Origin of the sequence: Xanthocytophaga flava (assembly GCF_030068545.1) — a bacterium.
In the GTDB taxonomy this organism is placed as follows: Bacteria; Bacteroidota; Bacteroidia; order Cytophagales; family 172606-1; genus Xanthocytophaga; species Xanthocytophaga flava.
The window spans coordinates 43594-65852 of record NZ_JASJOR010000041.1 but is presented as its reverse complement, the minus strand read 5'-3'; the positions used below and the strand labels follow the sequence as shown (position 1 = coordinate 65852).

Annotated in this window: 21 protein-coding genes; 9 read left to right on the top strand and 12 right to left on the bottom strand. The window is 36.3% G+C overall.

Annotation, left to right across the window (positions count from 1 at the left end; genetic code table 11):
* Window positions 1-302 precede the first annotated feature (302 nt).
* Both QNI15_RS35175 and QNI15_RS35170 read left to right on the top strand, forming a co-directional pair.
* Window positions 303-1160 (top strand): FkbM family methyltransferase, encoded by an 858-nt coding sequence (locus QNI15_RS35175; protein ID WP_314036534.1) that lies wholly within the window; start codon window positions 303-305, stop codon window positions 1158-1160.
* 94 nt (window positions 1161-1254) lie between these two features.
* Window positions 1255-2091, top strand: a complete 837-nt coding sequence (locus tag QNI15_RS35170) for a fumarylacetoacetate hydrolase family protein (RefSeq protein WP_313992279.1) — start codon at window positions 1255-1257, stop codon at window positions 2089-2091.
* Window positions 2092-2212: 121 nt separating this feature from the next.
* Here QNI15_RS35170 and QNI15_RS35165 read toward each other — a convergent pair whose 3' ends face one another.
* On the bottom strand, window positions 2213-2719 hold the full coding sequence (locus QNI15_RS35165; protein ID WP_313992281.1) for a YfiR family protein: 507 nt from the start codon (window positions 2717-2719) through the stop codon (window positions 2213-2215).
* A gap of 348 nt (window positions 2720-3067) precedes the next feature.
* Between QNI15_RS35165 and prfA the strand changes: the two genes are divergently transcribed.
* Complete coding sequence (gene prfA / locus QNI15_RS35160) at window positions 3068-4138, top strand: peptide chain release factor 1 (RefSeq protein WP_313992283.1); 1071 nt, start codon at window positions 3068-3070, stop codon at window positions 4136-4138.
* Between the two features lie 155 nt (window positions 4139-4293).
* Window positions 4294-5664 (top strand): choice-of-anchor Q domain-containing protein, encoded by a 1371-nt coding sequence (locus QNI15_RS35155; protein WP_313992285.1) that lies wholly within the window; start codon window positions 4294-4296, stop codon window positions 5662-5664.
* Between the two features lie 5 nt (window positions 5665-5669).
* Here QNI15_RS35155 and QNI15_RS35150 read toward each other — a convergent pair whose 3' ends face one another.
* Both QNI15_RS35150 and QNI15_RS35145 read right to left on the bottom strand, forming a co-directional pair.
* Window positions 5670-6467, bottom strand: a complete 798-nt coding sequence (locus QNI15_RS35150) for a YwqG family protein (RefSeq protein ID WP_314036533.1) — start codon at window positions 6465-6467, stop codon at window positions 5670-5672.
* Between the two features lie 85 nt (window positions 6468-6552).
* Window positions 6553-7740 carry an MFS transporter gene (locus QNI15_RS35145; protein WP_314036531.1) on the bottom strand — a complete coding sequence of 396 codons (1188 nt, stop codon included), beginning with the start codon at window positions 7738-7740 and terminating at the stop codon, window positions 6553-6555.
* A gap of 118 nt (window positions 7741-7858) precedes the next feature.
* Here QNI15_RS35145 and QNI15_RS35140 point away from each other — a divergent pair, with 118 nt between their 5' ends.
* Window positions 7859-9013, top strand: coding sequence for an alpha/beta hydrolase family protein (locus QNI15_RS35140; RefSeq protein ID WP_314036529.1), 1155 nt, complete (start codon window positions 7859-7861; stop codon window positions 9011-9013).
* A 207-nt stretch (window positions 9014-9220) separates the two neighbouring features.
* Here QNI15_RS35140 and lipB read toward each other — a convergent pair whose 3' ends face one another.
* The 3 genes from lipB to QNI15_RS35125 form a co-directional block, all read right to left on the bottom strand.
* Complete coding sequence (gene lipB, locus QNI15_RS35135) at window positions 9221-9973, bottom strand: lipoyl(octanoyl) transferase LipB (protein ID WP_314036527.1); 753 nt, start codon at window positions 9971-9973, stop codon at window positions 9221-9223.
* 142 nt (window positions 9974-10115) lie between these two features.
* The gene (locus QNI15_RS35130) at window positions 10116-11114 is read right to left on the bottom strand and encodes a bifunctional phosphoglucose/phosphomannose isomerase (RefSeq protein WP_314036525.1); all 999 of its coding nucleotides are present in this window, start codon (window positions 11112-11114) and stop codon (window positions 10116-10118) included.
* 45 nt (window positions 11115-11159) lie between these two features.
* Window positions 11160-11570, bottom strand: a complete 411-nt coding sequence (locus tag QNI15_RS35125) for a hypothetical protein (RefSeq protein ID WP_314036523.1) — start codon at window positions 11568-11570, stop codon at window positions 11160-11162.
* A gap of 5 nt (window positions 11571-11575) precedes the next feature.
* On the opposite strand from QNI15_RS35125, the gene QNI15_RS35120 reads away from it, so the two are divergent.
* Window positions 11576-11932 carry a YraN family protein gene (locus QNI15_RS35120; protein WP_313992307.1) on the top strand — a complete coding sequence of 119 codons (357 nt, stop codon included), beginning with the start codon at window positions 11576-11578 and terminating at the stop codon, window positions 11930-11932.
* Between the two features lie 6 nt (window positions 11933-11938).
* Here QNI15_RS35120 and QNI15_RS35115 read toward each other — a convergent pair whose 3' ends face one another.
* The 5 genes from QNI15_RS35115 to QNI15_RS35095 all read right to left on the bottom strand — a co-directional run bounded on the left by QNI15_RS35115 (window position 11939) and on the right by QNI15_RS35095 (window position 16821).
* Entirely contained in the window at window positions 11939-12469 is a 531-nt protein-coding gene (locus QNI15_RS35115; RefSeq protein ID WP_313992310.1) for a CvpA family protein, read from the bottom strand.
* Window positions 12470-12521: 52 nt separating this feature from the next.
* On the bottom strand, window positions 12522-13058 hold the full coding sequence (locus QNI15_RS35110; protein WP_313992313.1) for a hypothetical protein: 537 nt from the start codon (window positions 13056-13058) through the stop codon (window positions 12522-12524).
* A 15-nt stretch (window positions 13059-13073) separates the two neighbouring features.
* A complete protein-coding gene (locus tag QNI15_RS35105) occupies window positions 13074-14717 on the bottom strand; it encodes a DUF5691 domain-containing protein (RefSeq protein ID WP_314036521.1) in 1644 nt (547 codons plus the stop codon).
* Between the two features lie 38 nt (window positions 14718-14755).
* On the bottom strand, window positions 14756-15247 hold the full coding sequence (locus QNI15_RS35100) for a DUF3859 domain-containing protein (RefSeq protein ID WP_313992318.1): 492 nt from the start codon (window positions 15245-15247) through the stop codon (window positions 14756-14758).
* Window positions 15248-15474: 227 nt separating this feature from the next.
* Window positions 15475-16821: an SWIM zinc finger family protein gene (locus tag QNI15_RS35095; RefSeq protein WP_314036519.1), complete on the bottom strand. Its 1347-nt coding sequence runs from the start codon at window positions 16819-16821 to the stop codon at window positions 15475-15477.
* Window positions 16822-17281: 460 nt separating this feature from the next.
* On the opposite strand from QNI15_RS35095, the gene QNI15_RS35090 reads away from it, so the two are divergent.
* Together QNI15_RS35090 and QNI15_RS35085 are read left to right on the top strand one after the other, a co-directional pair.
* Window positions 17282-18298 carry a pyruvate dehydrogenase complex E1 component subunit beta gene (locus QNI15_RS35090; RefSeq protein WP_313981599.1) on the top strand — a complete coding sequence of 339 codons (1017 nt, stop codon included), beginning with the start codon at window positions 17282-17284 and terminating at the stop codon, window positions 18296-18298.
* 155 nt (window positions 18299-18453) lie between these two features.
* Window positions 18454-19941 carry a hypothetical protein gene (locus tag QNI15_RS35085; RefSeq protein ID WP_313992321.1) on the top strand — a complete coding sequence of 496 codons (1488 nt, stop codon included), beginning with the start codon at window positions 18454-18456 and terminating at the stop codon, window positions 19939-19941.
* Window positions 19942-20303: 362 nt separating this feature from the next.
* On the opposite strand, the gene aroB is transcribed toward QNI15_RS35085, so the two are convergent.
* Window positions 20304-21338: a 3-dehydroquinate synthase gene (aroB, locus tag QNI15_RS35080; RefSeq protein WP_313992324.1), complete on the bottom strand. Its 1035-nt coding sequence runs from the start codon at window positions 21336-21338 to the stop codon at window positions 20304-20306.
* A 323-nt stretch (window positions 21339-21661) separates the two neighbouring features.
* Here aroB and QNI15_RS35075 point away from each other — a divergent pair, with 323 nt between their 5' ends.
* The gene (locus QNI15_RS35075) at window positions 21662-22255 is read left to right on the top strand and encodes a DUF4468 domain-containing protein (protein ID WP_313992327.1); all 594 of its coding nucleotides are present in this window, start codon (window positions 21662-21664) and stop codon (window positions 22253-22255) included.
* Window positions 22256-22259 lie beyond the last annotated feature (4 nt).

Here is a 22259-nt window from a genome sequence, read left to right as displayed (position 1 = left end):
TACAACCAGTTCCGGCCTCACAGCTCATTGAAAGGACTCACACCTTGCCAGATGGACGAGCAATCGCAACTATTCAACACCGCCGATTTTTCCACTTCTGACCGGTCTTAAATTTGGGTGGACGTCAATGCCAGCTAGGCTCTAATTACGACTGGCTCACTTTATAGGGAAGCCTACATTATGATTTTTTTGGAAAAACATTTTTAAAGATTAAAAATAAATTTAGTACAATTCCTAGCTCTTCAACTAATCCCTATCATTCTGAGAACTTTTCTAAAACATGATAATAGTATAGTGTTATCATGTTTAAAAATCCGGATTTATTTATGAAAAAAATTCTCGTTATACTCATTGATTTGATACTAAACCCTATCTATGGGAAGAAGCAATTTCAGTCTTTTTTTGGCTTTCTATATGGGATTAGTATTAAAGGGTTTAATCTTAGACATCGCTCTATAAATGATAGTGGAGAAGAATGGTTAGTCGAAAAACTATATAAGTATTTTGATAAAAATCAGATTAAGCCTCTTATTTTAGATGTTGGTGCAAATGAAGGACAGTATGCACAATACCTTGTCCAGAATTTTGGTGAACAAATGGATTTGAAATGTTTTGAACCTTTACCTACAACATTCCAAATCCTTTCTCAAAAGCTTGCATCTCACCCACATATTTCCTTTTACCCATTCGGATTGGGCGATACACCTGGAAGTCTAACTTTTTTTACTAGTTCACAAGATAGCACACTCAACTCTTTGTATTCCAAAAGAGATGATGTAATCAATAAGTATGATGGCCAAACAGAAATTGAGATTAAATGTTTGAGTGAATTTTGTTTAACTGAAAATATTTCTCACATTCATTTCATGAAAATAGATGTTGAAGGAAATGAGCTGGCGGTTCTTAAGGGAGGTAAAAAACTATTGGAATCACAACAGATTGATTTTATTCAGTTTGAATTTGGTAGTCGGAATATAGATTCCAGAACCTACTTTGAAGATTTCTTCAATTTATTAAGTGGTAACTATTCTTTATTCAGAATCATGCGTAATGGATTGTATCCTTTGACTAACTACAATTATGATTATGAAATCTTTGCTATAGGAAATTATTTGGCTATTTCCAGAAGAATTAACCTGGACGTTTTTCTCAAAAGCTAGATAATATTTGTTTATATAATTCTCAGAATTTCTATAATATTCTTCTATAACATTTTCTAAAGTAGTATCTTTTGCAGGTAAACTATCTCTACTTATGAAGATTTACCGCACTACTACTGCTATTTTTATTGAAAATGAAGGAATAGTATATGATTCACCTTATTATGACTGGGATACTCTGGTAAACAGGGATGAATTATATGAGTTTCTGCAAGTAACTATTCAAAATAAATATCCTGTAGGTGTTTCTGATATTCTTAGCCAACACACTATTTTACCACCTATTGGTACACAGGAAGTATGGGCAGCTGGTGTTACCTATATTCGTAGCAAAGTAGCCCGCATGGAAGAATCCAAAGATTCAGGAGGAGGTACTTTTTATGATAAAGTATATGAAGCAGATCGGCCGGAAATCTTTTTTAAAGCAACATCTTATCGGGTGACAGGTCCGAATGAAAAGGTTCGAATTCGAAAAGACTCTGTGTGGAATGTACCGGAGCCGGAACTAACTCTTTTTATAAATTCAAATGGAAAAATTGTAGGCTATACAATTGGGAATGATATGAGTTCCCGCAGTATTGAAGGCGAAAACCCGTTGTATCTCCCTCAGGCAAAAGTATATGATGGCTGTGCAGGATTAGGCCCTTGCTTGTATGTACCTCAAAAACCCTTATCATCCGATACAGCTATTCAGATGGAGATTAAGAGAGATAAACATCCTGTTTTCTATGGCAAAATAACTCTTGACCAGATGAAACGCCAGCATACAGAGCTTGTTGACTATCTTTATCGGGAGTGTTCTTTTCCACAGGGTTGTTACCTAATGACAGGGACAGGTATTGTGCCTCCTAATGAGTTTACATTACATAGTGGGGATGAAATCCAGATTAGTATTTCACCTATAGGAATACTTACTACAATAGTTGAGTAATCATCTTCTTTCTCTTAAACAGAAGAGCCTCATACACTATGTATGAGGCTATATTATTATTTCTGCTCAGAAAAGATCAATCTAATACAAATGTTTTAATGGGCCACCAACATATAAAGGATTAAACACTAATAGCTAGTTTAGACAATTCAGCAGATACTTTTAATCCAGCCTGGCGGGTAGAGTTTTCATTTAATTCAAAGCGCCATTTGTTTTCCTTAATCACAAAGTTTATGTTGCTGCCTTTTTGAGCAAGTCCTGGTTTCTCTGTGATTAACAATACAGGCTTACCTGCAAGTTTTGATTGCACATTTTCGAAGTTAACCTGCGAAGAAACAAACAACATCTGGCAATTAGTAATTGCATCAGCCGATTTAAACTTTGTTACAACAATTTTCTGTGTACCAGCCATTTTGCCATTGGTTATCTTTACCAGTTCATCATAAATAGATGAGTTGCCCACTACACCAATAACGAAATCTCCTGATTGCCCTGCACTTGGCCACTGTACATACTTGGTGAAGTTATATAAGAATACAGCGTGTATACGGTAATCATTCTCCTGGGCCCAAAGTTTGTTGGGGAGTGCCAACAGCATTAAAACAAATAATAGAAGAGTTTTTCTCATAGTCGTTAATAAAAAGGGTTGTTGATTTTTAGACAACAAATATAGTTGTTCACTTACTTGCGAAAATCGTGTTATTCTCATCCAACCTACCTGTAGTAGTTTTTTGCTATTTTGCATGATATTGATATCTATGCTTTGATTCTCTCTTCTAATGAAATGTGAATGAACTATCTGTACTTTGCACGTAAGATTTTAGGTGATATATGTATTATTTCACCCTCAATAAGTAAAGTTTATTGATTAATTTTGTGTTTCATCTATCACTTATCCTACTTATCATGAGCATTTTTGACGGAGATCTCGTTTTCCTGATTTATGCATTCTGACTAGTAAGCTTATATACTGTTTATGTTAGATAAATTAGAAGCTATTGAACATCGGTTTAATGAAGTGGGTCAACAGCTCACAGATCCATCTATAGTTGCAGACCGTCATCGGTTTTCCAAACTCAGCAAAGAATACAAAGACCTCGAAAAAATTGTCAAAGAGTATCACTCCTATCAAACACTCTTAGGCAATATTGAGAGTGCAAAGCAAGTACTGGAGACAGAAAAAGATGAGGAATTCCGGGAAATGGCCAAAATAGAGCTGGATGAACTCTCCCCTAGAAAAGAAGAAATGGAACAGAATATCCGAAATCTTCTCATTCCAAAAGATCCCAATGATAGTCGAAATATCATACTGGAAATTAGAGGAGGTACTGGAGGAGATGAAGCAGCTATTTTTGCAGGAGATCTTTTCCGTATGTATCAACGTTTTGCAGAGAATCAGGGCTGGAAAATAGATCTTGCAGACTTTACAGAAGGAACTATGGGAGGGTATAAAGAGATAACAGCCACAATATCAGGTGAAGACGTATACGGAATGTTAAAATATGAATCGGGTGTACATCGGGTGCAACGAGTTCCGGACACAGAAACTCAAGGACGTGTACATACTTCAGCTGCAACAGTTGTAGTGATGCCAGAAGCTGATGAGATTGATTTTGAACTCAGAGAAAGCGACATCAAAATGCAGTTTGCCCGAAGTGGTGGAGCAGGAGGTCAGAACGTTAACAAAGTAGAAACAAAGGTAATGCTGACACACGTTCCAACAGGAACAGTTGTAGTATGCCAAACAGAACGTTCTCAGTTAGGAAACCGTGAAAAAGCGATGCAGATGCTTCGTACCAGATTGTATGAAGAAGAAGTTCGGAAACAGGAAGCGGAGATAGCCAGCCATCGGAAAAGTCTTGTATCTACAGGGGACCGCTCTGAGAAAATACGGACGTACAACTATCCGCAGGGGCGAGTAACAGATCATCGGATTGGCTTCACAGTCTATAATCTGCCTGTTGTAATGAATGGAGAGATTTTACCATTTATTGAGCAACTCCGAATGGCAGATAATGCTGAAAAATTGAAAGAAGGAGCTGTGTAAGAAAAGCATAGAAATGTAGTAACTATGTATTCTTCCAATGGCATCGAAGCAAAATAATACTGTATATTCCCGATCAAACCACGATTCAACCCTATCTATTTTTATTCTACAGCGAATATTTAGGCTATTTTCGAATTAAAATACTTGTGAGACTTATGCGTTTTCTCGGGAAATACATTTGCTTATTAATTCTGCTTACACTTTGTATAGTATCTTGTAAACCTCAGGATGAAATTCTGACCGGCAATCCTAAACCTGTCACATTTTCAGAAGATGCCATTGTGTTTGATACTGTCTTCACTGCCCTCACCACCACAACGGAATACTTCTTTGTCCGAAATCCCAATAAAAATGCAGTTCTTATAAAGTCTGTACATTTGGGAAATCCAGCATCACCTTACTCTATTATTGTAAGTGGCCGCCCGATCACCTCTGCCAAAAATATTGAGTTGCGGGGAGGGGATAGTTTACTTGTTATGGTAAAGATGGATATTCCTTCCAGAGATTCATCCAAAGCATTTGTATTGTATGACTCTCTAATGTTTGACATGCAGGATACTATCCCTAATATTAAGTTACTCGCCTGGGGACAGGATGCAGTTTTTGTAAATGAGAAACATCTGAATTGTAATCAAACCTGGACAGCAGAAAAGCCCTATATACTATTTGACTCCGTTACAGTTTCTGAGAATTGTCAGTTAACTATTGAAAAAGGTACAAAGATTTATGCTTACAATAATGCTGCATTGGTTGTAAATGGTACTCTGAAAGCTAATGGAACAGCTAGTGAGCCTATTCAATTTATGGGGTTCCGACAGGATGGTGACTATAGGGAAGCATCAGGCTTATGGACAGGATTATTATTTCGAGGTTCAAATAAAGGTAGTTTATTGAATTTTGTTCAGATACGTAATGCCACCAATGCTATCTTTATAGACTCTCCAGATAACGATTCTGAAACAGATGTAACGATACAAAATACCATTATTCAATATGCTCGCCAGTCGGGAATTTTAGGAATTGAATCTGATGTACATGCAATTAATACACGTATTACACAATGTGGTGAATTTTATTTTGCAGGGCTAGGAGGAGGAAATTATCGTTTATGGCATTGTACGTTAGTAGGTACATACTATTTACTCCAGCGAGAAAATGGAGCTTTGCTTTTTTCTGACTATGTAAAATTTAATAGTGTTGATCGGGAAAACAATCTCTTCTGTGAAGTAAAAAATACGGTTGTATGGGGTACTCTGGCCAATGAAGTAGACTTTGTTCAAAATACTAACCATACCTTTACTCAGAATTTTTCACATAACCTGCTAAAAACACCTGCGAATGCATTAATATATAATGCAACTAATCTGCTTTCCATAGATCCGGACTTTGCCAATATTACACAACTCAATTTTTTACCTCAGGAAGCATCACCTCTGGTTGATGCGGGAGAAAATCTTGGAGTTACATCAGATCTTAAAGGAAAACCCCGTGATTCTAAACCCGATATCGGGGCTTATGAGAAATAGGGAAGTCAATAACACTCCATTGTCACATATACATTTGTAAAATCTTTTTTTGCCAGCTTATCCTTCTCTATTAAAAAGTAAATTCGCCCTCCATCAACCCAATTCATTTTTGTATTATCATCACTATCTACTTGAAAGAGCAGACACCATTCATTAATCTTTGCAATATCTTCCTTTCTTAGTTTATCCCAATCCACAACCTCTGTTACTGGGCTAGATTCAATGTACTCAGATTGAATGGGAGTAGCATAACCAAGAAGTAAATGTCGGCTAATATGTTCTTTCTCATTAAGTAGTAATTCCTGGTCATAAAAATAGTTGTCAATATCCAATACAACATCCTCTTCCTTCGAATAATCTCCACTAAGAGCTTTATATAAAGCTGGCCAATAAGGAAGTGTATATTCTGTTCTTATTGACACACTACATGCAGGAAATATTTTCCGCTCTTCTCTTGTAAATATTCGCTGCAACCAATTTCTTTTCCCTAGCTGTAATTCTATAGGTGCAGATCTTCGTATTAATGTTGTAGTATCGCCATCAAAATACATCACATGACCATGATCATATATAGCAAAGAAATACAAAATGCCAGTTATGGGTAACATCTTCTCTTTATCCCAATCTTTTACTTCCTCTAATTTGATTTGAGCGACAAACCATAATGGTTCATTTGTATATTTTGAGGCAGGCCATTCAAACTCCGGTGGTAAATCTGGATATCCACCAATTTTAGTATAACCAATAGGAATTTCGGCTTCGCTTTTTACCTCAGTGTGTAAACGGATTGTAGGTTTGATCATTTGAAGAGCTACCTGTTGATACTTTTCTTTGAAGTTCTGACAAACAAAATTTTCAAAGGATTGCTTTTCCATCGTGAAAGTCGGCTTATTGAGGTAATTTCTTTTTTCCAGTTTTTACCATATAAAACCATCCTACCAAAGTAATGATACCCATCACATAAAACGCCATCCCAAATTTGGAGGAATCATTGTCATATAACCAGGCAGATAACAGGGCACCCAAACCAATACCTGCTTCTAATGCTATATACATAGTAGCAACCGCTCGTCCGCGACCATCTTCAGGGGCTAAATCTATAGTCCAGGCTTGTACTGTAGGTGAGCAAATTCCTAGAGCAATTCCATATACAACAGAACCTGTAAGTAAAAACAAAGGAGAATCTGCTAAGCCGATTAGAAGCATTGAGAACGCCATTAATGAAACACCCACCTTCATTACGCTCTCACGACCATGACGATCTGAGACTCTTCCAGCTCCAAAACGGGTTATTAAAGATGATAAAGTGAAACAGGTAAAAAATAAACCCCGATTATTGATACCCAGGTATCTACTTAAATCTGGTCCTATTGTCAGAATGGCACCATAGCAAAAGCAAAAAAGAAAATAGACTATAGAAGGCCGCAAAACAGCAGGCTCATACATATCTTTCCATGAAATCTTCAGATGCTTTAGTTGAAAACGCTCTCTTGTAATCAAAGTTTCTTTCATTCCCATCAGGATGGCAATAGACATAAGCGCTAGGCCTGATGAAGAATAGAACATTACATTTCGTGAAAAGGTAATTGTAAACCAATCTCCAATAGCAGGTCCGATAGAAGAACCTAATGTACCACTCATCCCCAATAATCCCATAGCTTCCCCTAGTCGACTAAGAGGTACTATATCTGCTACATACGCAGATGTTGCAGTTGGTTTAAATCCTGTTGAAAATCCATGAACTAGTCGCAACAACAAAAAACCAGCAATTGTATGGAAAATAGGATACAGGAATCCACAAATAAAACATACCAGAGACCCAAATGCCATAATAGGGACTCTTCCAACAGTATCAGTCAGTTTCCCACTGAAAGGTCTGGATAATAATGCTGTTAAAGTAAATAGACTGATGATCAACCCTTTGTATTCAGCTCCACCTAATTCCGTTAGGTAATCAGGTAGCTCGGGAACCATCATATTAAAGCTGGCAAAAAATAGAAAAGAACTTAAACACAGTAAACCAAAGGAAACTGTAAACAGACGTGGTTCTTCTATAACAGGAGATTGAACAGACACAATGCAATGAGATGTTTTCGCTGCGCAAAGATATTGTTTTTACTGTGTATTCATTTACCAAATTGTTAAACATCTCATCGGCTTTTTCATTATTTTCAGTGGATCAATGCTGAAAATAATGAAAAAGCTTTTATTCTTCCTGCTTACTACTCAAGTATGGGCACAGTTTAATCCAGAGAAGCCAGAACTTTGCCAGGGAGCCTTTTTTACAGAAGATCAGGCAGTGAAGGTTCATCAGCAGTTTGGCCAACTATATACTGACAAAACTTCCTGGGAACAACGAGCCAATTTGATCCGTAAAGGCATTTTGGAAGGAATGAATCTATCGCCTCTTCCTCAGAAAACAATACTAAATCCTATTGTCCATAGTAAAAAAATACTCAGTGGCTACTCAGTGGAGAATGTTGCCTTTGAAAGCCTGCCTGGTTTTTATGTAACAGGTAATCTGTATCGTCCATTAAAAAAACAAGCCAAAGTGCCTGTGATACTCTGTACTCATGGTCATGGGAATAATCCTGATGGGCGATTTCATGAACAACTACAAAACCGATGTGCAACATTAGCCCGAATGGGTGCAATTGTATTTGCTTATGATATGATAGGTTATGGTGATTCAAAACAGTGTATACATAAGATTCCGAAAGCATTGCCATTACAAACATGGAACAGCATTCGTGCACTGGATTTTTTATTGTCATTGCCAGAAGCAGATCCTAATCGGACAGCTATAACCGGTGAATCAGGAGGAGGGACGCAAGCCTTTTTGCTTACGGCTATTGAACCACGAATTACTGTTTCTGTACCTGTTGTCCAGGTATCAGGCTATTTTTTTGGTGGTTGTGTCTGTGAAAGCGGTATGCCTATACATAAGCGATCTACTCATCAAACCAGTAATGTAGAAATTGCAGCACTGGCAGCACCACGTCCTATGTTACTTGTTTCAGATGGTGCAGACTGGACCAAATATACTCCAGAATTAGAATATCCCTATATTCAAAATATTTATCAATACTATAATGCTGGTAACCTGGTTGAGAATTCGCATTACACCAATGAAAAACATGACTATGGTCTATCCAAACGTTTAACCGCCTATTCATTTCTTGCCAAACATTTGAAACTGGATTTACACAAAGTAATGAAGGGCGGGCAGGTTGATGAAAGTATGAATACTATTTTATCAGCGAATCAACTTGCTGTCTTTGATAAACGTCATCCCCGGCCAGAGAATGCGATAGTAGGAGATGAAGCAGTAATGCAGCTTTTAAAATAATAATCGAATTCTCTACAGCAAAGTATGCGTAGGCAAAGAAAATATCAAAAATCTGATTGTATACGAAAGCCATCAGATTTCTGATAACCTCGAACTATTATCAGAACTTCGATATTTTTATAAACTAATCAGAGTTTTGATCTCTTTTTAATTTGTGACATAAACTACATACAACAAATATTTTATCAGAATTCTGATTACTTCAATTTACATTGGAGAGGAAAGTATTGACACAGATTCTTTCATGGTCAACTCCATTTCGAAAAGGGATGATATATGTTTAAGTAATAAAGCTTCAACTTCAGCCATATTGGGTACCTGGCCAATTTCTTTAGCTAGGGAAGTAACTGCTTTATCAGAAATACCACAAGGAACAATGTTATTGAAATAAGAAAGATCTGTAGTAATATTTAGTGCAAGGCCATGCATGGTAGCCCAACGACTGGTTTTTACACCCATTGCACATATTTTTCGTGGTTGCTTTTGTTCTACGTAATCTATCCATACTCCTGTTAGACCAGTTATTCGTCCTGCATCTACTTTATAGTAAGCTAATGTACGTATAACCGCCTCCTCAAGTAGACGCATGTATTTATGGATATCCGTAAAAAAGTTTTCCAGATCAAGAATAGGGTATACAACAATCTGTCCAGGTCCGTGATAGGTAATATCTCCTCCACGATTACTATGGTAATAGGTAGCACCTATGTCTGCAAGAGTATCTACTGCATGCAATAAGTTATCCGCTTTACCATTTCGTCCTAATGTATACACATGAGGATGTTCACAAAATAACAGAAAATTGGGCGTCTCTAATTGGCTTTCTGGTGGCAGATCACGATTCTGTGTTTTTACATCCAGGATCTGCTGAAACAATTCTGTTTGATAATCCCATATTTTCTGATAATCAGCCAATCCTAAATGCTGATACTGCACACTTTTATTGATTTTTGGATTCATATAAGCACATAGATAATGATACTCTTACTTAGGAAAACATATGTCATTTTCTGAAAGTTGCACAAAGGTATAACCTCTGCTACAATAGAACATTGTAATCCTATAAAGCGTAACCTGTAGTCATTGAAGTTGTCTAGGATAATTATTGCTTACTCATCTGGTCTTTTAATTCTGAAATATTTTTTAGCACTAGCGGATCTACATTATTTTCCTTTGCCAGATAGAAAGATATCCAGTCAAACAGATTAATAGCATATAACATCTGTTCTAATAGAGAATTTCCATATAATAAAATTACCTCTATGATTCCTGCTGAGTGTTTATAGATGATCTGACGAGTTTCATCAATTCGTAATTGGATACGCGGATGATCAAGAGTTGTAGTCAGCATTACAATCATAGTACTTTCCAATAGTGTAGCAGGATGCATCCATCCTTCTATCTCATTGTGATTCAATTCCGGAATTAGATTGGTATGGGCAAACTGTTTACTAGTTGTATTAATTTGTTGCTGAAGCCAATGTAATACAGGTCCAAACTTCGCATCTCCATACATTACAGGAAGTTTTCCTTTTAAAAATTCAGCCACATTTTTAGCACCATCATCAATAAAGTATTCTCTTTCATCAATCAATTCAATAGCTGCTTCAATCTGAGGAATAAACCAGTCTGAAATAAGAGAATACTGTTTAAGCAAAAATAATAATTGGATAACCGAGTATCCAATAAAAGCTCTTGAATGCGGTTCTTTAAATGGAATCTTAGCAATTGTAAGTCCATTCTGCTGAGCAATTTCAAGTAATTTACCACCAGTAGTAAGACAGACTATTGTTGCATTCCGAACAATAGCTTGAGTTAATGTAGATATGACTTCTTCTGTTGTTCCTGAAAAAGAAGATGCGATAAATAATGTATGCTCATTGACAAAGGCAGGGAGATCATAACTTTGAATCAAGACCACAGGTATCTGTATACTATCAGCAGTTACAGAGTGCACTATAGAAGCTCCAGTTCCAGAGGCTCCCATACCTGCAATAACTACATTTCGGATTTCTTTAACTGGTGGTTTTACAACAAGATCTTTTCCAAGCTCTAATCCACGCCTCAATTGATCTAAGTAGCCTTTTAAAAGATCTTCCATTCTAAACTTTGTTTACATAAAGGTACATTATAGTATATATCTGCATCAGGCATTGGCCAAAGATTTTAGTTGTATCAAAAGATTTTGTAAAGCAAAGGATTCTTTTAAATTCACTATGATTAGTCTGTCCAAAACACCTTTCTTGGCTAAACTATTTTTCTCTGATTCAAAAGGAAAATCATCTAGCCATACAAAGGACGCAGTATAGTCAATAGCTTCGGTTTTTAGTGTATCCCAGTTCGTAGGCTTTACTTGTTTTAGTTTTTCAAGATATTCACTTGAATAAAATTTTGACAGATATGTAATAGCTGTATCAGCATGGCCTTTGCAATGTGTGGTAAGCCAATAACAATCAAAAGTAGCAAGTATATAATCCAACAATTCATACACTCCCTCAGGGAGTTTCTGGTCTTTGGTCAATAAGACGCCATCTATATCCAGATATAATTGTACCATTAGCTATGAAATATTCCAAAACCAAACAAACTGGTAATCGGGGAGAAGACCAGGCAGCAGAGTGGTTGCAAAGTAAAGGATTTGAAATTGTTACACGAAATTTTCGATACAAACGAGCAGAGATAGATCTGATCGTACGCAAAGATTCCTGTTTGATATTTGTAGAGGTAAAAACCCGTTCAGGTACAGAGTTTGGCGAGCCTGAAACATTCGTATCTTCTACACAACGAAACCAAATTCATGCAGCAGCTGATGAGTATATTCATAACACCAACTGGCTGCATGACATTCGTTTTGATATCATTGCAATTACTCTTGGCAATTCTATAGAACTTGTCCATATCGAAGATGCCTTTTATTGATATTGTCTATGCTTCATCAATCCGTTTTTTTAAGCGTTGTAACAAATTTTCGCCAGCTGGTAGTAATCCCGAAGCTTTATTAATAACTATCGGAGCAATCGGTTCTACAACCGGATACACGAATGTATGCTCCCGAGCATCAGCAGGGATTCTGATTCCTATGGCTGTAATCAACCAAATCACTACACTTGCACCAAATGCCCACAGAGTCAGGCCTACTATGGCTCCTGCAATACTGTCAAAACTTCCAATCAGAGTATACTTCCAGGCATTACGCAGCATTTGCCCCAGTTTGGTTACCAAAAATATAATAGGAAAGAACAAAGTTGAAAAACCAATATAGGGAAGTATTCGACGTGGCACTCCACTTAGATAAGGAGCAAGCCATTCGATACCAGCATGTAATAATCGAAATCCAAGAACGACTGCTATCACAAAAGCGGCAATCGCAACAAATGACATCAATAATCCTTTTTTATATCCATTATATGCTCCCCAGATTAATGGTACTAATAATACAATATCTAATGTTTTCATTTTTTAGGTTGTAGTAGTGTAAATTTTACTCTTATTGGGCATTTTCTAAATCTTATGTGCTAATGCGAAAGAAAACCTTCCCAACACCATTATCACAATAACATTGTAAACTCTCCATGATGTTTGCAATATCTAACCGAAACTGATCTCCTGTTAAATAATCCAGATAGACATCCTTATCATCTTTCTCTATGACAAATTCCCAATCAATACTCTTGATAAAGTCTGGATTATGGATGATTTTTTTCTGGAATCTTTCAGCAATCTTTAAAACCTTTTCTGGATTTTGCATACATTTCTTTATATATACTTTCTGTTCCTTCCGGTAGTTGATTTCTTCTGCATGCGCCTTATCGTTATCAAAATCATCATCTTCTTCCATTTCTGCAATTTCAGAATACATAAGATGATACGAAAATGGTTTAAGGTTTATCTTAAGAAGATCCTGGAGTTGCTGAAACAACGAATCTTCATAATCACGATAATTTCGAGTTACTACCAACCAGTATGTTGATAATTGAAGGTTTGATCCACACTCTCTTATAGCATACCCATTTAGATCTGCATCAATACTTATTGATATTCCCATTGTAATGATTCTTTCTTATCCCTCAAACACTTTTTTCAATTCCATTCGGAGACCCATCATCTCCTGTAATGGGAATACAATCGTTTTATCATATTGGCTTCTTACCCAGCCGGGTGCATTGGCAGACATATAATCGGAGATATTCTCTTTTACAATGTCAGGGTGCATATGTAGTATTGACTCTATCAGAAAAGACACTGTATTTCCATAATTATAGGAAGTAAGATCACTACACATAGCTTTCACAACGTACTGTGTGAATGCAAATGACCACTGATGTTCTTTTCTTTTAAGTAACTCTTCACGCAATCGTTGTGAGTCAGTAGCAGTATTGGATAAGTCTATGTGTTTGAGATAAAACTCTTCTAGTTCTGCATCTGATAAATAGCTTAACAGATAACTTACATGAGTTTGCTGAATAGTATAAACGTCTTTATAATACTCTAACCAACTTCTAGCCCAGGCACTATTGTTATGATAATAAGCTGCCTGAGCCAATGCAACAGTATATAAAGCAATTGTGTCTTCTTTTGCTTTATCTTTCTTTTTAGTAAACCCTTCTCCTTTATTAAACGCTTCCATTATCTGGACAGGAGAGGCTGACAGATGTTGTTCCCATAGTTGAGGAGGAATACGTGAAATTATTTCATACAACCATCCTTCAACATCCACATACACATTTTTATTGTGGCTTTCTTCCAGAATACCTAGCCGTTCCCACATAGTTTCCTTACAAAAAAAATCGTCTCCTTTTTCAGGAATGACTACAGCTATGTTTTCAGCAGAAACCAGTCCCAACAATTTTCTGTCTGTTTTCTTATAAACATAGCGTTTCACCTTCTCCCATATTTCCTGGCTCAGCTTTGATTCTGGCAAGCTTAGTAACAACTCAACCACTTGCTTGAGCAAATCAGGCGTAGCATCTTTTTTCTTTTGGCGTACCGTTTGTATTTCATCGAATACCTGCTGCAGGAAAGGTTCATCATCTGAACTCAACTGATTTTTCAGTACAGCTATCAACTCCAGTTTTGTCTTGGCAGTCTCTTGTTCCCAGGATTTTTCCAAAATTTCACGTGCCTGTGCTGGATTGTTCTTCCGAATTTCTTCAAGAGCAATTTTTCTTTCTGCTGCTTTGCCTTCTTCCCATAAAAGTAGATAGTCTGTTTCTTTCAGGTAATTCCACTCTGAGTTAAACTGAGTCATCCACAATCCTCGCTTACCTGCAATTTGTCGGATTTTTGGTTGCAAATGTTTGTATTTTTTATCCAGTCCCAGATTTAATAATGCCAAAAGCAAATCAGGTGTAATAATCAATGATTTACGAATAGCTTCATCTAACCATTTTTCTACTAAAGCCTGATTTCCACTATCATATGAGAATATCTTCCGTAATAATGAGATAACCGGAGTAGGAGCATAGGAAAGAACTTCTGCCTCTGCAGGAAGACCTGCGGTAACTTCCAGCTTTTCAGGCATATTACCTGCCTTTCTATAGAAAGAGGCGAGTGCAGCTGCCTTATAAAATAAAGCCTCTTTATCCTTTTTATCAACTTGTGATAAACTGTTTTTTATTGTTTCTGGTAAAAGATTTTCATCAAATGTCTGCTTGTCTGTTCCTAACAAAGCAGTATTTACCAGATCATTCCAGAAATCGGCCATATAGCTGTTTTTTAAAATCTTTAGAGAGACTCTACGAATTATATTATCTCAAATATTTTCTCAATTACTAGTTCACTATTTTTCCATACCTGAAAAGTCCATTGCCCTTTTACCAGCTCATACTCATGTTCAAATGTTACATGCATGTATTGATAATAAGGCGTAGTATAGATGAATGTATCTGTTTGACTTCGTGCACTTATTTGGGTAAGCGGATTTGTCATTTCAGGATGGAGAATATGCAAAGTTATTTCAATATCAACTTCTCTGTGAGAATTATTTACCAGGAAATAAAAGCTGATTCCAAAGGTAGTTCCGATCTCAGCTTTTATCTGATCTGTGTTATTCAGAAAGACCGGATCATATTTATCCTTCGCCTCATGACGATACCCATTTAGCAAGTTTGTATCTAAGATCTTTACATAGCTATCTGCATTCAGATCAACATCTAGAGTGCCATATTCACCTAAAGTTGCAACAAATTCCTTCTCAATAAGTAATAACCTCTTTATTCGCCTATACAAATTCATTCTTTTCTGATTAGACAGCAACTTCCGATATCTTATTCTCTTTAACAAAAGGTAAGCCTTCCCAATCTTCTATTATTTCTGAAAAGGAGTAGCCTTAAACTCTTTTCATGTGTAGATTCATCTTATGAATTCGTGTAATATTGTTTTTTCTTTATTCTTTCAATGCGCTCACTAACATTATATGGATTTACTATCATAGCAGATAAAGTTCACTAAAGGAGAATTTATCAGATCAGTTTGTATTTGCCTTCTACCCAAACCCCCAATGGCACAACTGTATCTTTCTGCTGAAGGAAAGACATATGTACAGATGTTCCGCCAGATAGAGCAAGTATCTGATATAGCTTTTGAATGTCAAAATCAGCTGGCAATGGCATAATATATCCATCAGAATCTCTCAGATGCCATTTTGAAGCATGGGTTACAGGAAGTAAATCCTTTACAAACAAAGGAATATTGTCGGCCCAGGGAAACTTGCTCAAAATTTGCGTGTAATATTCCTGAACAGCATCCCAGTTAGCAAACATTTCAGGAACAGGAAATTGTGTAGAGTTGGAGCCCACCATTTTAATAGCTGCTCTCAAAGGATAATTGCCAGGATAAAAAACCAGTTCAGCTTGAGTAGCAGTACCTGGCACCACCAAATTCTGAATAGGCGCACTTCGATAGGCAAAATTTAGAATCAGGGCAAATCGTTTGGATTGTGTGCCATACAACCAATCACGTTGAATGGTTAGGTCTTCGTCATTTACTTCGCGCTGTCGGCCTAATACCAGCCAGATATCTTTAATTTTCTCAGCAGCAGCATCTTCTAAAAGCTCCTTCTGATTACGAGAAATGCCAATCAAACTTTTTACATCTTCCTGTACCAAAGTAGGTAAAGCATCTATATTTTTTACACCTTCTAACAGCATGAATATTTTGGTAGCCTGCTGTAGTGCTTCTCCTTGCCAGGTATTTCCGGAAAAATAATTAATCTCCTGAAATTCTTTGACCATATTTCCCAATCCAGGGGCTTTCGCATCAACCATCCGGGCTGCCGTTTTTTTCCAGAATTGAGGCCCTTTTTCAGGAAATGCTAATAAACCTCCACGTAATAAATCCTTTACCCATAGATCCAACTCTGCAACCCCACCAGCAATTTCTTCCAATCGTTTATTTTGCCTTTTTTCTTTTGCTTTAGCCTGTTTAGCAACTATTTCAACATCTGCTTCAGGTTTAGGTTCTGTAGTAGCCGGCTTTGATGCTCGTTTATCCATCCACTCTTTTACCCAGACAGGCTCATTCTCAGTCTTGGTAAAATCTGCAAAATTTCGGGTAAACATCAGATATAGACCTAGTCCATGTTTGCAGGGAAACTTACGACTAGGGCAACTGCATTTAAATGCAGTATTTGTCAGATCAATCTGGCTGCGATAAGGGGTACTGCCACTTCCTTTGATTTCACCCCACAGTACCCGTTCATTATACCCAAAAGAAACCCATTTTGATGTACCGGCAAGCCCTTTTCCAGCAGCCAAAGATGCTGTGTCCGGCGATAACTGAGCAATTTGTTCTTCCGTTAGCTGATTCATATCGTATTACTAGACTGGTATAATGCCAGTGTATAAACAAGATTTTATGGCATGAAATATACTATTTTTTTGACACACCAATGACTAAAACAACCTTACCCAATCCTTATTTTCAGGAAAAATCCTGATACAATCAGCATAATAGTAAAGTCTGTATTTCTATCAAAGTTTTTACAATGAAATACCTTTTAGAAATAGCCTGGCAAAATTTTCCATATCTGCTAAGGCAATTGATAATCTTCCTGTATATCAGTTGTTTTTATTCGTCTGCTAAATAATTATGGTTACTCCCTTTATCGATTTGTGTTCTCTACTTACAGAGAATTTTATTGTATCACAGGTACATTATAAAAACAGTTTGCTAATTACTGGTTTCTGTCTAATTTTGTTGCCTTCTAAATGCATTTATTCTATTGGTTCTCCTTCTAAGGTATACCAATGACCAACTAACAGATAACGAATAACTCAAAATCATACAATGAGAGAAATTGCATTCCGCGAAGCCTTGCGCGAGGCCATGTCTGAAGAAATGCGCCGCGATCCCAACGTGTTTTTGATGGGAGAAGAAGTTGCAGAATATAATGGCGCTTACAAAGTAAGCCAAGGTATGCTAGACGAATTTGGTGCTAAACGTGTGATTGATACACCCATTGCTGAACTAGGCTTTGCAGGTATTGGAGTAGGAGCAGCAGCCAATGGTCTTCGTCCTATCATTGAGTTTATGACATTCAACTTTTCGCTGGTTGCAATTGATCAGGTTATCAATAGTGCGGCAAAAATGATGTCTATGTCTGGTGGACAATATTCTGTACCTATTGTATTTCGTGGACCTACCGGAAATGCAGGTATGTTAAGTTCTCAGCATAGCCAGAATTTCGAAAACTGGTTTGCCAATACTCCAGGTCTGAAAGTAGTTGTGCCTTCTAATCCATATGATGCGAAAGGATTACTAAAGTCATCTATCCGTGATAATGATCCTGTAATATTTATGGAATCAGAATTGATGTATGGCAATAAAGGAGAGGTTCCAGAAGAAGAATACCTGATTCCACTGGGAAAAGCACACGTTAAAAAAGAAGGAAAAGATCTTACTATTGTTTCTTTTGGTAAAATGTTGTGTGATAACCCTCAAACAGGAGGTGTAGTAATGCCAGCTGTTGCCGAACTGGAAAAACAAGGTATCTCAGTAGAAGTAATCGATCTACGTACTGTACGTCCTATTGATTATGAAACGGTTATCAACTCTGTAAAGAAGACTAATAGACTGGTTATTGTAGAAGAATCATGGCCGTTGGCATCCATCTCTTCTGAGATTGCCTATAACGTACAACGTTTTGCTTTTGATTATCTGGATGCACCTATTCGTCGTGTAAACAGTATGGATCTTCCTCTACCTTATGCACCAACTCTGATTGAAGCAATTCTTCCAAGTACCAAACGAATCATTGAGGCCTCTAATTCAGTCTTGTATAGATAAAATAAAAGTGCTTTTACAAAAAAGAACCCCCTGGTAACAATTACCAGGGGGTTCTTTTTTGTACGAAAACATACAATGTAGTGTATGATATTTTCTTTCTAAATCCAATAATTGAAACATCTATAATTTGCATAGATTTTACCATTATTTAATTTATGAAAAGAATTTTTACATTATTATTTATTCTCGGTGTTTTTTTTAATTCAAAAGCACAAGTAAAACAAGTACAACGTACAGAAATACAGTTAGAGAGCAAAGATGAAAACTATCATTTGATTCCTATTGGAAAGGAAGGACTAATGATTTTCAAAGAAGGAGAATCTATTTCCCGTAGTGATGATAAAAACTGGGAGTTTATCCAATACGACAATAATTTTCAGAAATCATGGGAGACCACTGTAGCTATTGACGAAGACCTTTTTTTTAGCCGATATTATTATGATGAATTAAGTGTTGCTCCTAAAATTTATATCCTGTTCAACAGATATAAGTCTGCTAAAAAAGAACTGCTGGTTGTTGATATTCTGACAAAGAAGACTGTCAGAAAAACATTTGAGACTCCTAAGAAATTCTCCATTCAGTCTTTTAAAGCCTATAATGACGCCGTTTATTTTATGGGCACCATAAAAAAGTCTCAGGTTATTGGATATTATGATATACAAAAAGAAGGGTTTCTTCAAATAGGAGTAGAGAAGGGAGAAGTATTAAAAGACATACAGGTTCGTAACAGAGAAGGTTTAGTAGATATTACATCTCTAGTCAATCATAATAAAAAACAAGGGATAAAGCTTAATAGCTTTTATAAAAATGAACGTAAATCTTCCCTGACAATACATCCGGAAGACTCAGACAAGGAAAAACTATTAGATGCTAGAATGACTGTTGTAAATGATGAAAAGATTATAGCCGGAACTTATACAACCAGCACTTTTGCCCAAGGGTTATACATTAGTAGAGTTACAAGTGACAAAACTGATTATATAAAGTATTATAGTTTTACAGAATTTGCTAACTTCTTTAAATTCTTATCTGAGAAAGGACAGGAGAAAATGGAAAAGAAGATAGAAAAGAAAAAAGCCAAAGGTGAGGATTTAAAAGTAAACTGCCGATTACTATTACATGATCTTATTTTACAGGACAATCAATACATTCTCCTTGGAGAAGCTTATGTTCCTACCTATAGAACTGAATATCAGACTCGCTATGTCAATGGTCGTGCAATGACGTATACCACTCGCGTTTTTGATGGCTATCTTTACACACATGCGGTAGTTGCAGGATTTGACAAGCAAGGAAAGTTATTGTGGGATAATTGTTTTGAAATGGGAGATGTCAAACAATACTCCTTAAAACATATGATCCGTGTTAATGTAGAGAATCAAATTGTAAAGTTGATTTATTCTTATAATGATCATATCTTCACTAAGGTTGTTAAAGGTAATAATGTAGTTGATGATAAAAACCGGGAGGAAATGGATAAGAAATATGAAGGTGATAAACATAGGGCAGCAACCCGCAGCTCTACTGCTTACTGGTATGATAATTATTTCCTGGCATGGGGAGATCAACGAATTAAGAATAAAGAAGACAAAAAAGTAGATCGGAAACGCTCTGTTTTTTACTTTGAAAAGATAGAATATTAATAAAGCAGAAACCATTCTGTATATTTTCCTAAATTTCAGATACAAGTTGCTTCATCTGAAATAATACAAATTAAAAGCCTATACTTTTTAAGAAGAGTATAGGCTTTTAATTTGTATTGGATGCTTATATCATAGTTGGGTGAGTAAGTATCATATCTTGCTTTTATTCCAATCAATCAAACTCCTGCGATGAATTTCGGTCAAAAAAGTTTTGTGGTGAGTTATACGCAGCAACGAAATTTCAGTGAATAATCGCAATTCCCTCATTGGTCAAACAGATTACTTTGCTTCGGTAAAAAATCTTTTGCGATTTACTATGTGCAGACTTGAACCTTTTCCTAAAATTTAGGATCATTTATATTTTATTTCTGGTAATACTTCAATCCATCTTTGATATCCTTAAGAGAAATAGGCTGGTCAATAACAGGCTCGCCAATAGCTTTCAATAAGACACATTGTATTTTCCCGGCTGCATTTTTTTTATCCTGTAATGCTAAGGGTGCAATAGCTTCCATATCATTTTCCTGAATATCTACTTTGCCATAGATGGAAAAAACAAATTCTTCTATTTGCATAAGCGATTCTTCAGGCAGTAGCTTTCTTTTATAGGATAGATATGCCTCTGCTACCACCCCAATAGCAATGGCTTCACCATGTAGCAATTTTCGTTTCGGTTTTTCCAGAAAATAACTCTCTACTGCATGGCCAATTGTATGGCCAAAATTCAGAATCTTCCGCAATCCTTTTTCTGTAGGGTCCTGTTCTACTATAGTTTCTTTCACCTTCACAGAATGTCTAACCAATTCATTCCAGCTTTGTTCTTCTAAATCCTTGCGTCTTATTTCGTCCCACATCTGACTATCTGCAATAAGACAGTGCTTAATCACTTCCGCAAAGCCAGAACGAACTTCTCCATACGATAAAGTTTGAAGAAAATCAGTAGCGATTAACACTGCCTTCGGATTTTGAAAAACCCCAATATGGTTTTTCAAACCATGAAAATCAATGCCTAACTTACCTCCAACACTGGCGTCTACCTGAGAAAGCAATGTGGTAGGCATCTGTATAAAGTCGATGCCTCTTTTGTAGGTTGCCGCACAAAATCCTCCCATATCCCCAATTACCCCACCACCAAGATTGATTAGCAACGCTTTTCGGTCTAATTGAGCATCTGTCATTTTCTGCCAGATCATCATACATGTTTCCAAATGCTTCTGCTCTTCACCACTTTTTATCTGAATAAGAGTGTGCTTAGGTAAAGTAGCTTTTACCAAAGGATAACAGTATCTCTTAGTATTTTCGTCAACCAATACAATAAGTTGACTGTATTTATTTACCTCCAGAAAAGAAGTAAGAGAAGTAGTTATGCTTTTTTCTATTTGGATTTGATGACCCATTTTTTTTGTGATGTTAGCAGATAAATGATGCCCTGTTGTATCTTATTAAAAATATGCATTCAAAAATACTATCTTTTTTAGGTGTATACCCTGCATTTTGCTTTTTTTAGACTTTCATTTTTCTAACATAAGTAAGAATTATAGTACTTTATCTATTTCAAAAAATCACAAAACCTTATCAATCAACATATTATTATTTTGCGTACATATTTTTATTTTTTATTTACCATGTAAGGTTTACCTTTTTTTTCGCATAAGTATATATGTATACAAAACACATGCAACTACTCTTACATCTAAATCGTTTTTTACTCATTTACCATATGAAAGCATATACTTTCTTCCACCCAAATTTTTGCAGAAACCTGGTAGGTTTATTCTTATTCCTTTGTGGTTCCTTTTCATGGGCTCAATCTCTACAAATGGCACAATCCAATGGGTTAGTTGCCTACTCTGAAACAATAGAAGTTCCAGGTGTCAGTAAAGCTCAACTTATCGAAAGAGCACAAAATTGGCTTAATAGTAACAAAAACACGATTTCTTTTATAAGTGAGGAGATGGGTATGGTTTCTATGGGGAGTGAAGTACCATTCACCAGTGAATACACAAACAAAAAAGCATCAACAGATGGAAGGGTAGTTTATGTGGCAACCCTGTTAATAAAGGATGGCATTTTTATGTATGAGTTTAATAACTTTTATCATGAAGCCAATCCCAAATTATCTCATCCTGTAGATTTGGGTTTTGTTACCGTTAGTGGTGTGGAAAACAAGGAATTAAATAAAGAGTGGAAACAAAAAGATATGGAAAGTATGCGTAAACAGGTAGATGTGTCTATTCAGAAAAATATTGATGCACTGAAAAAAGCTTTACTAAACGAAAACCTATCATTCAATTTTAGCGTAAATGGAAACTAATCAT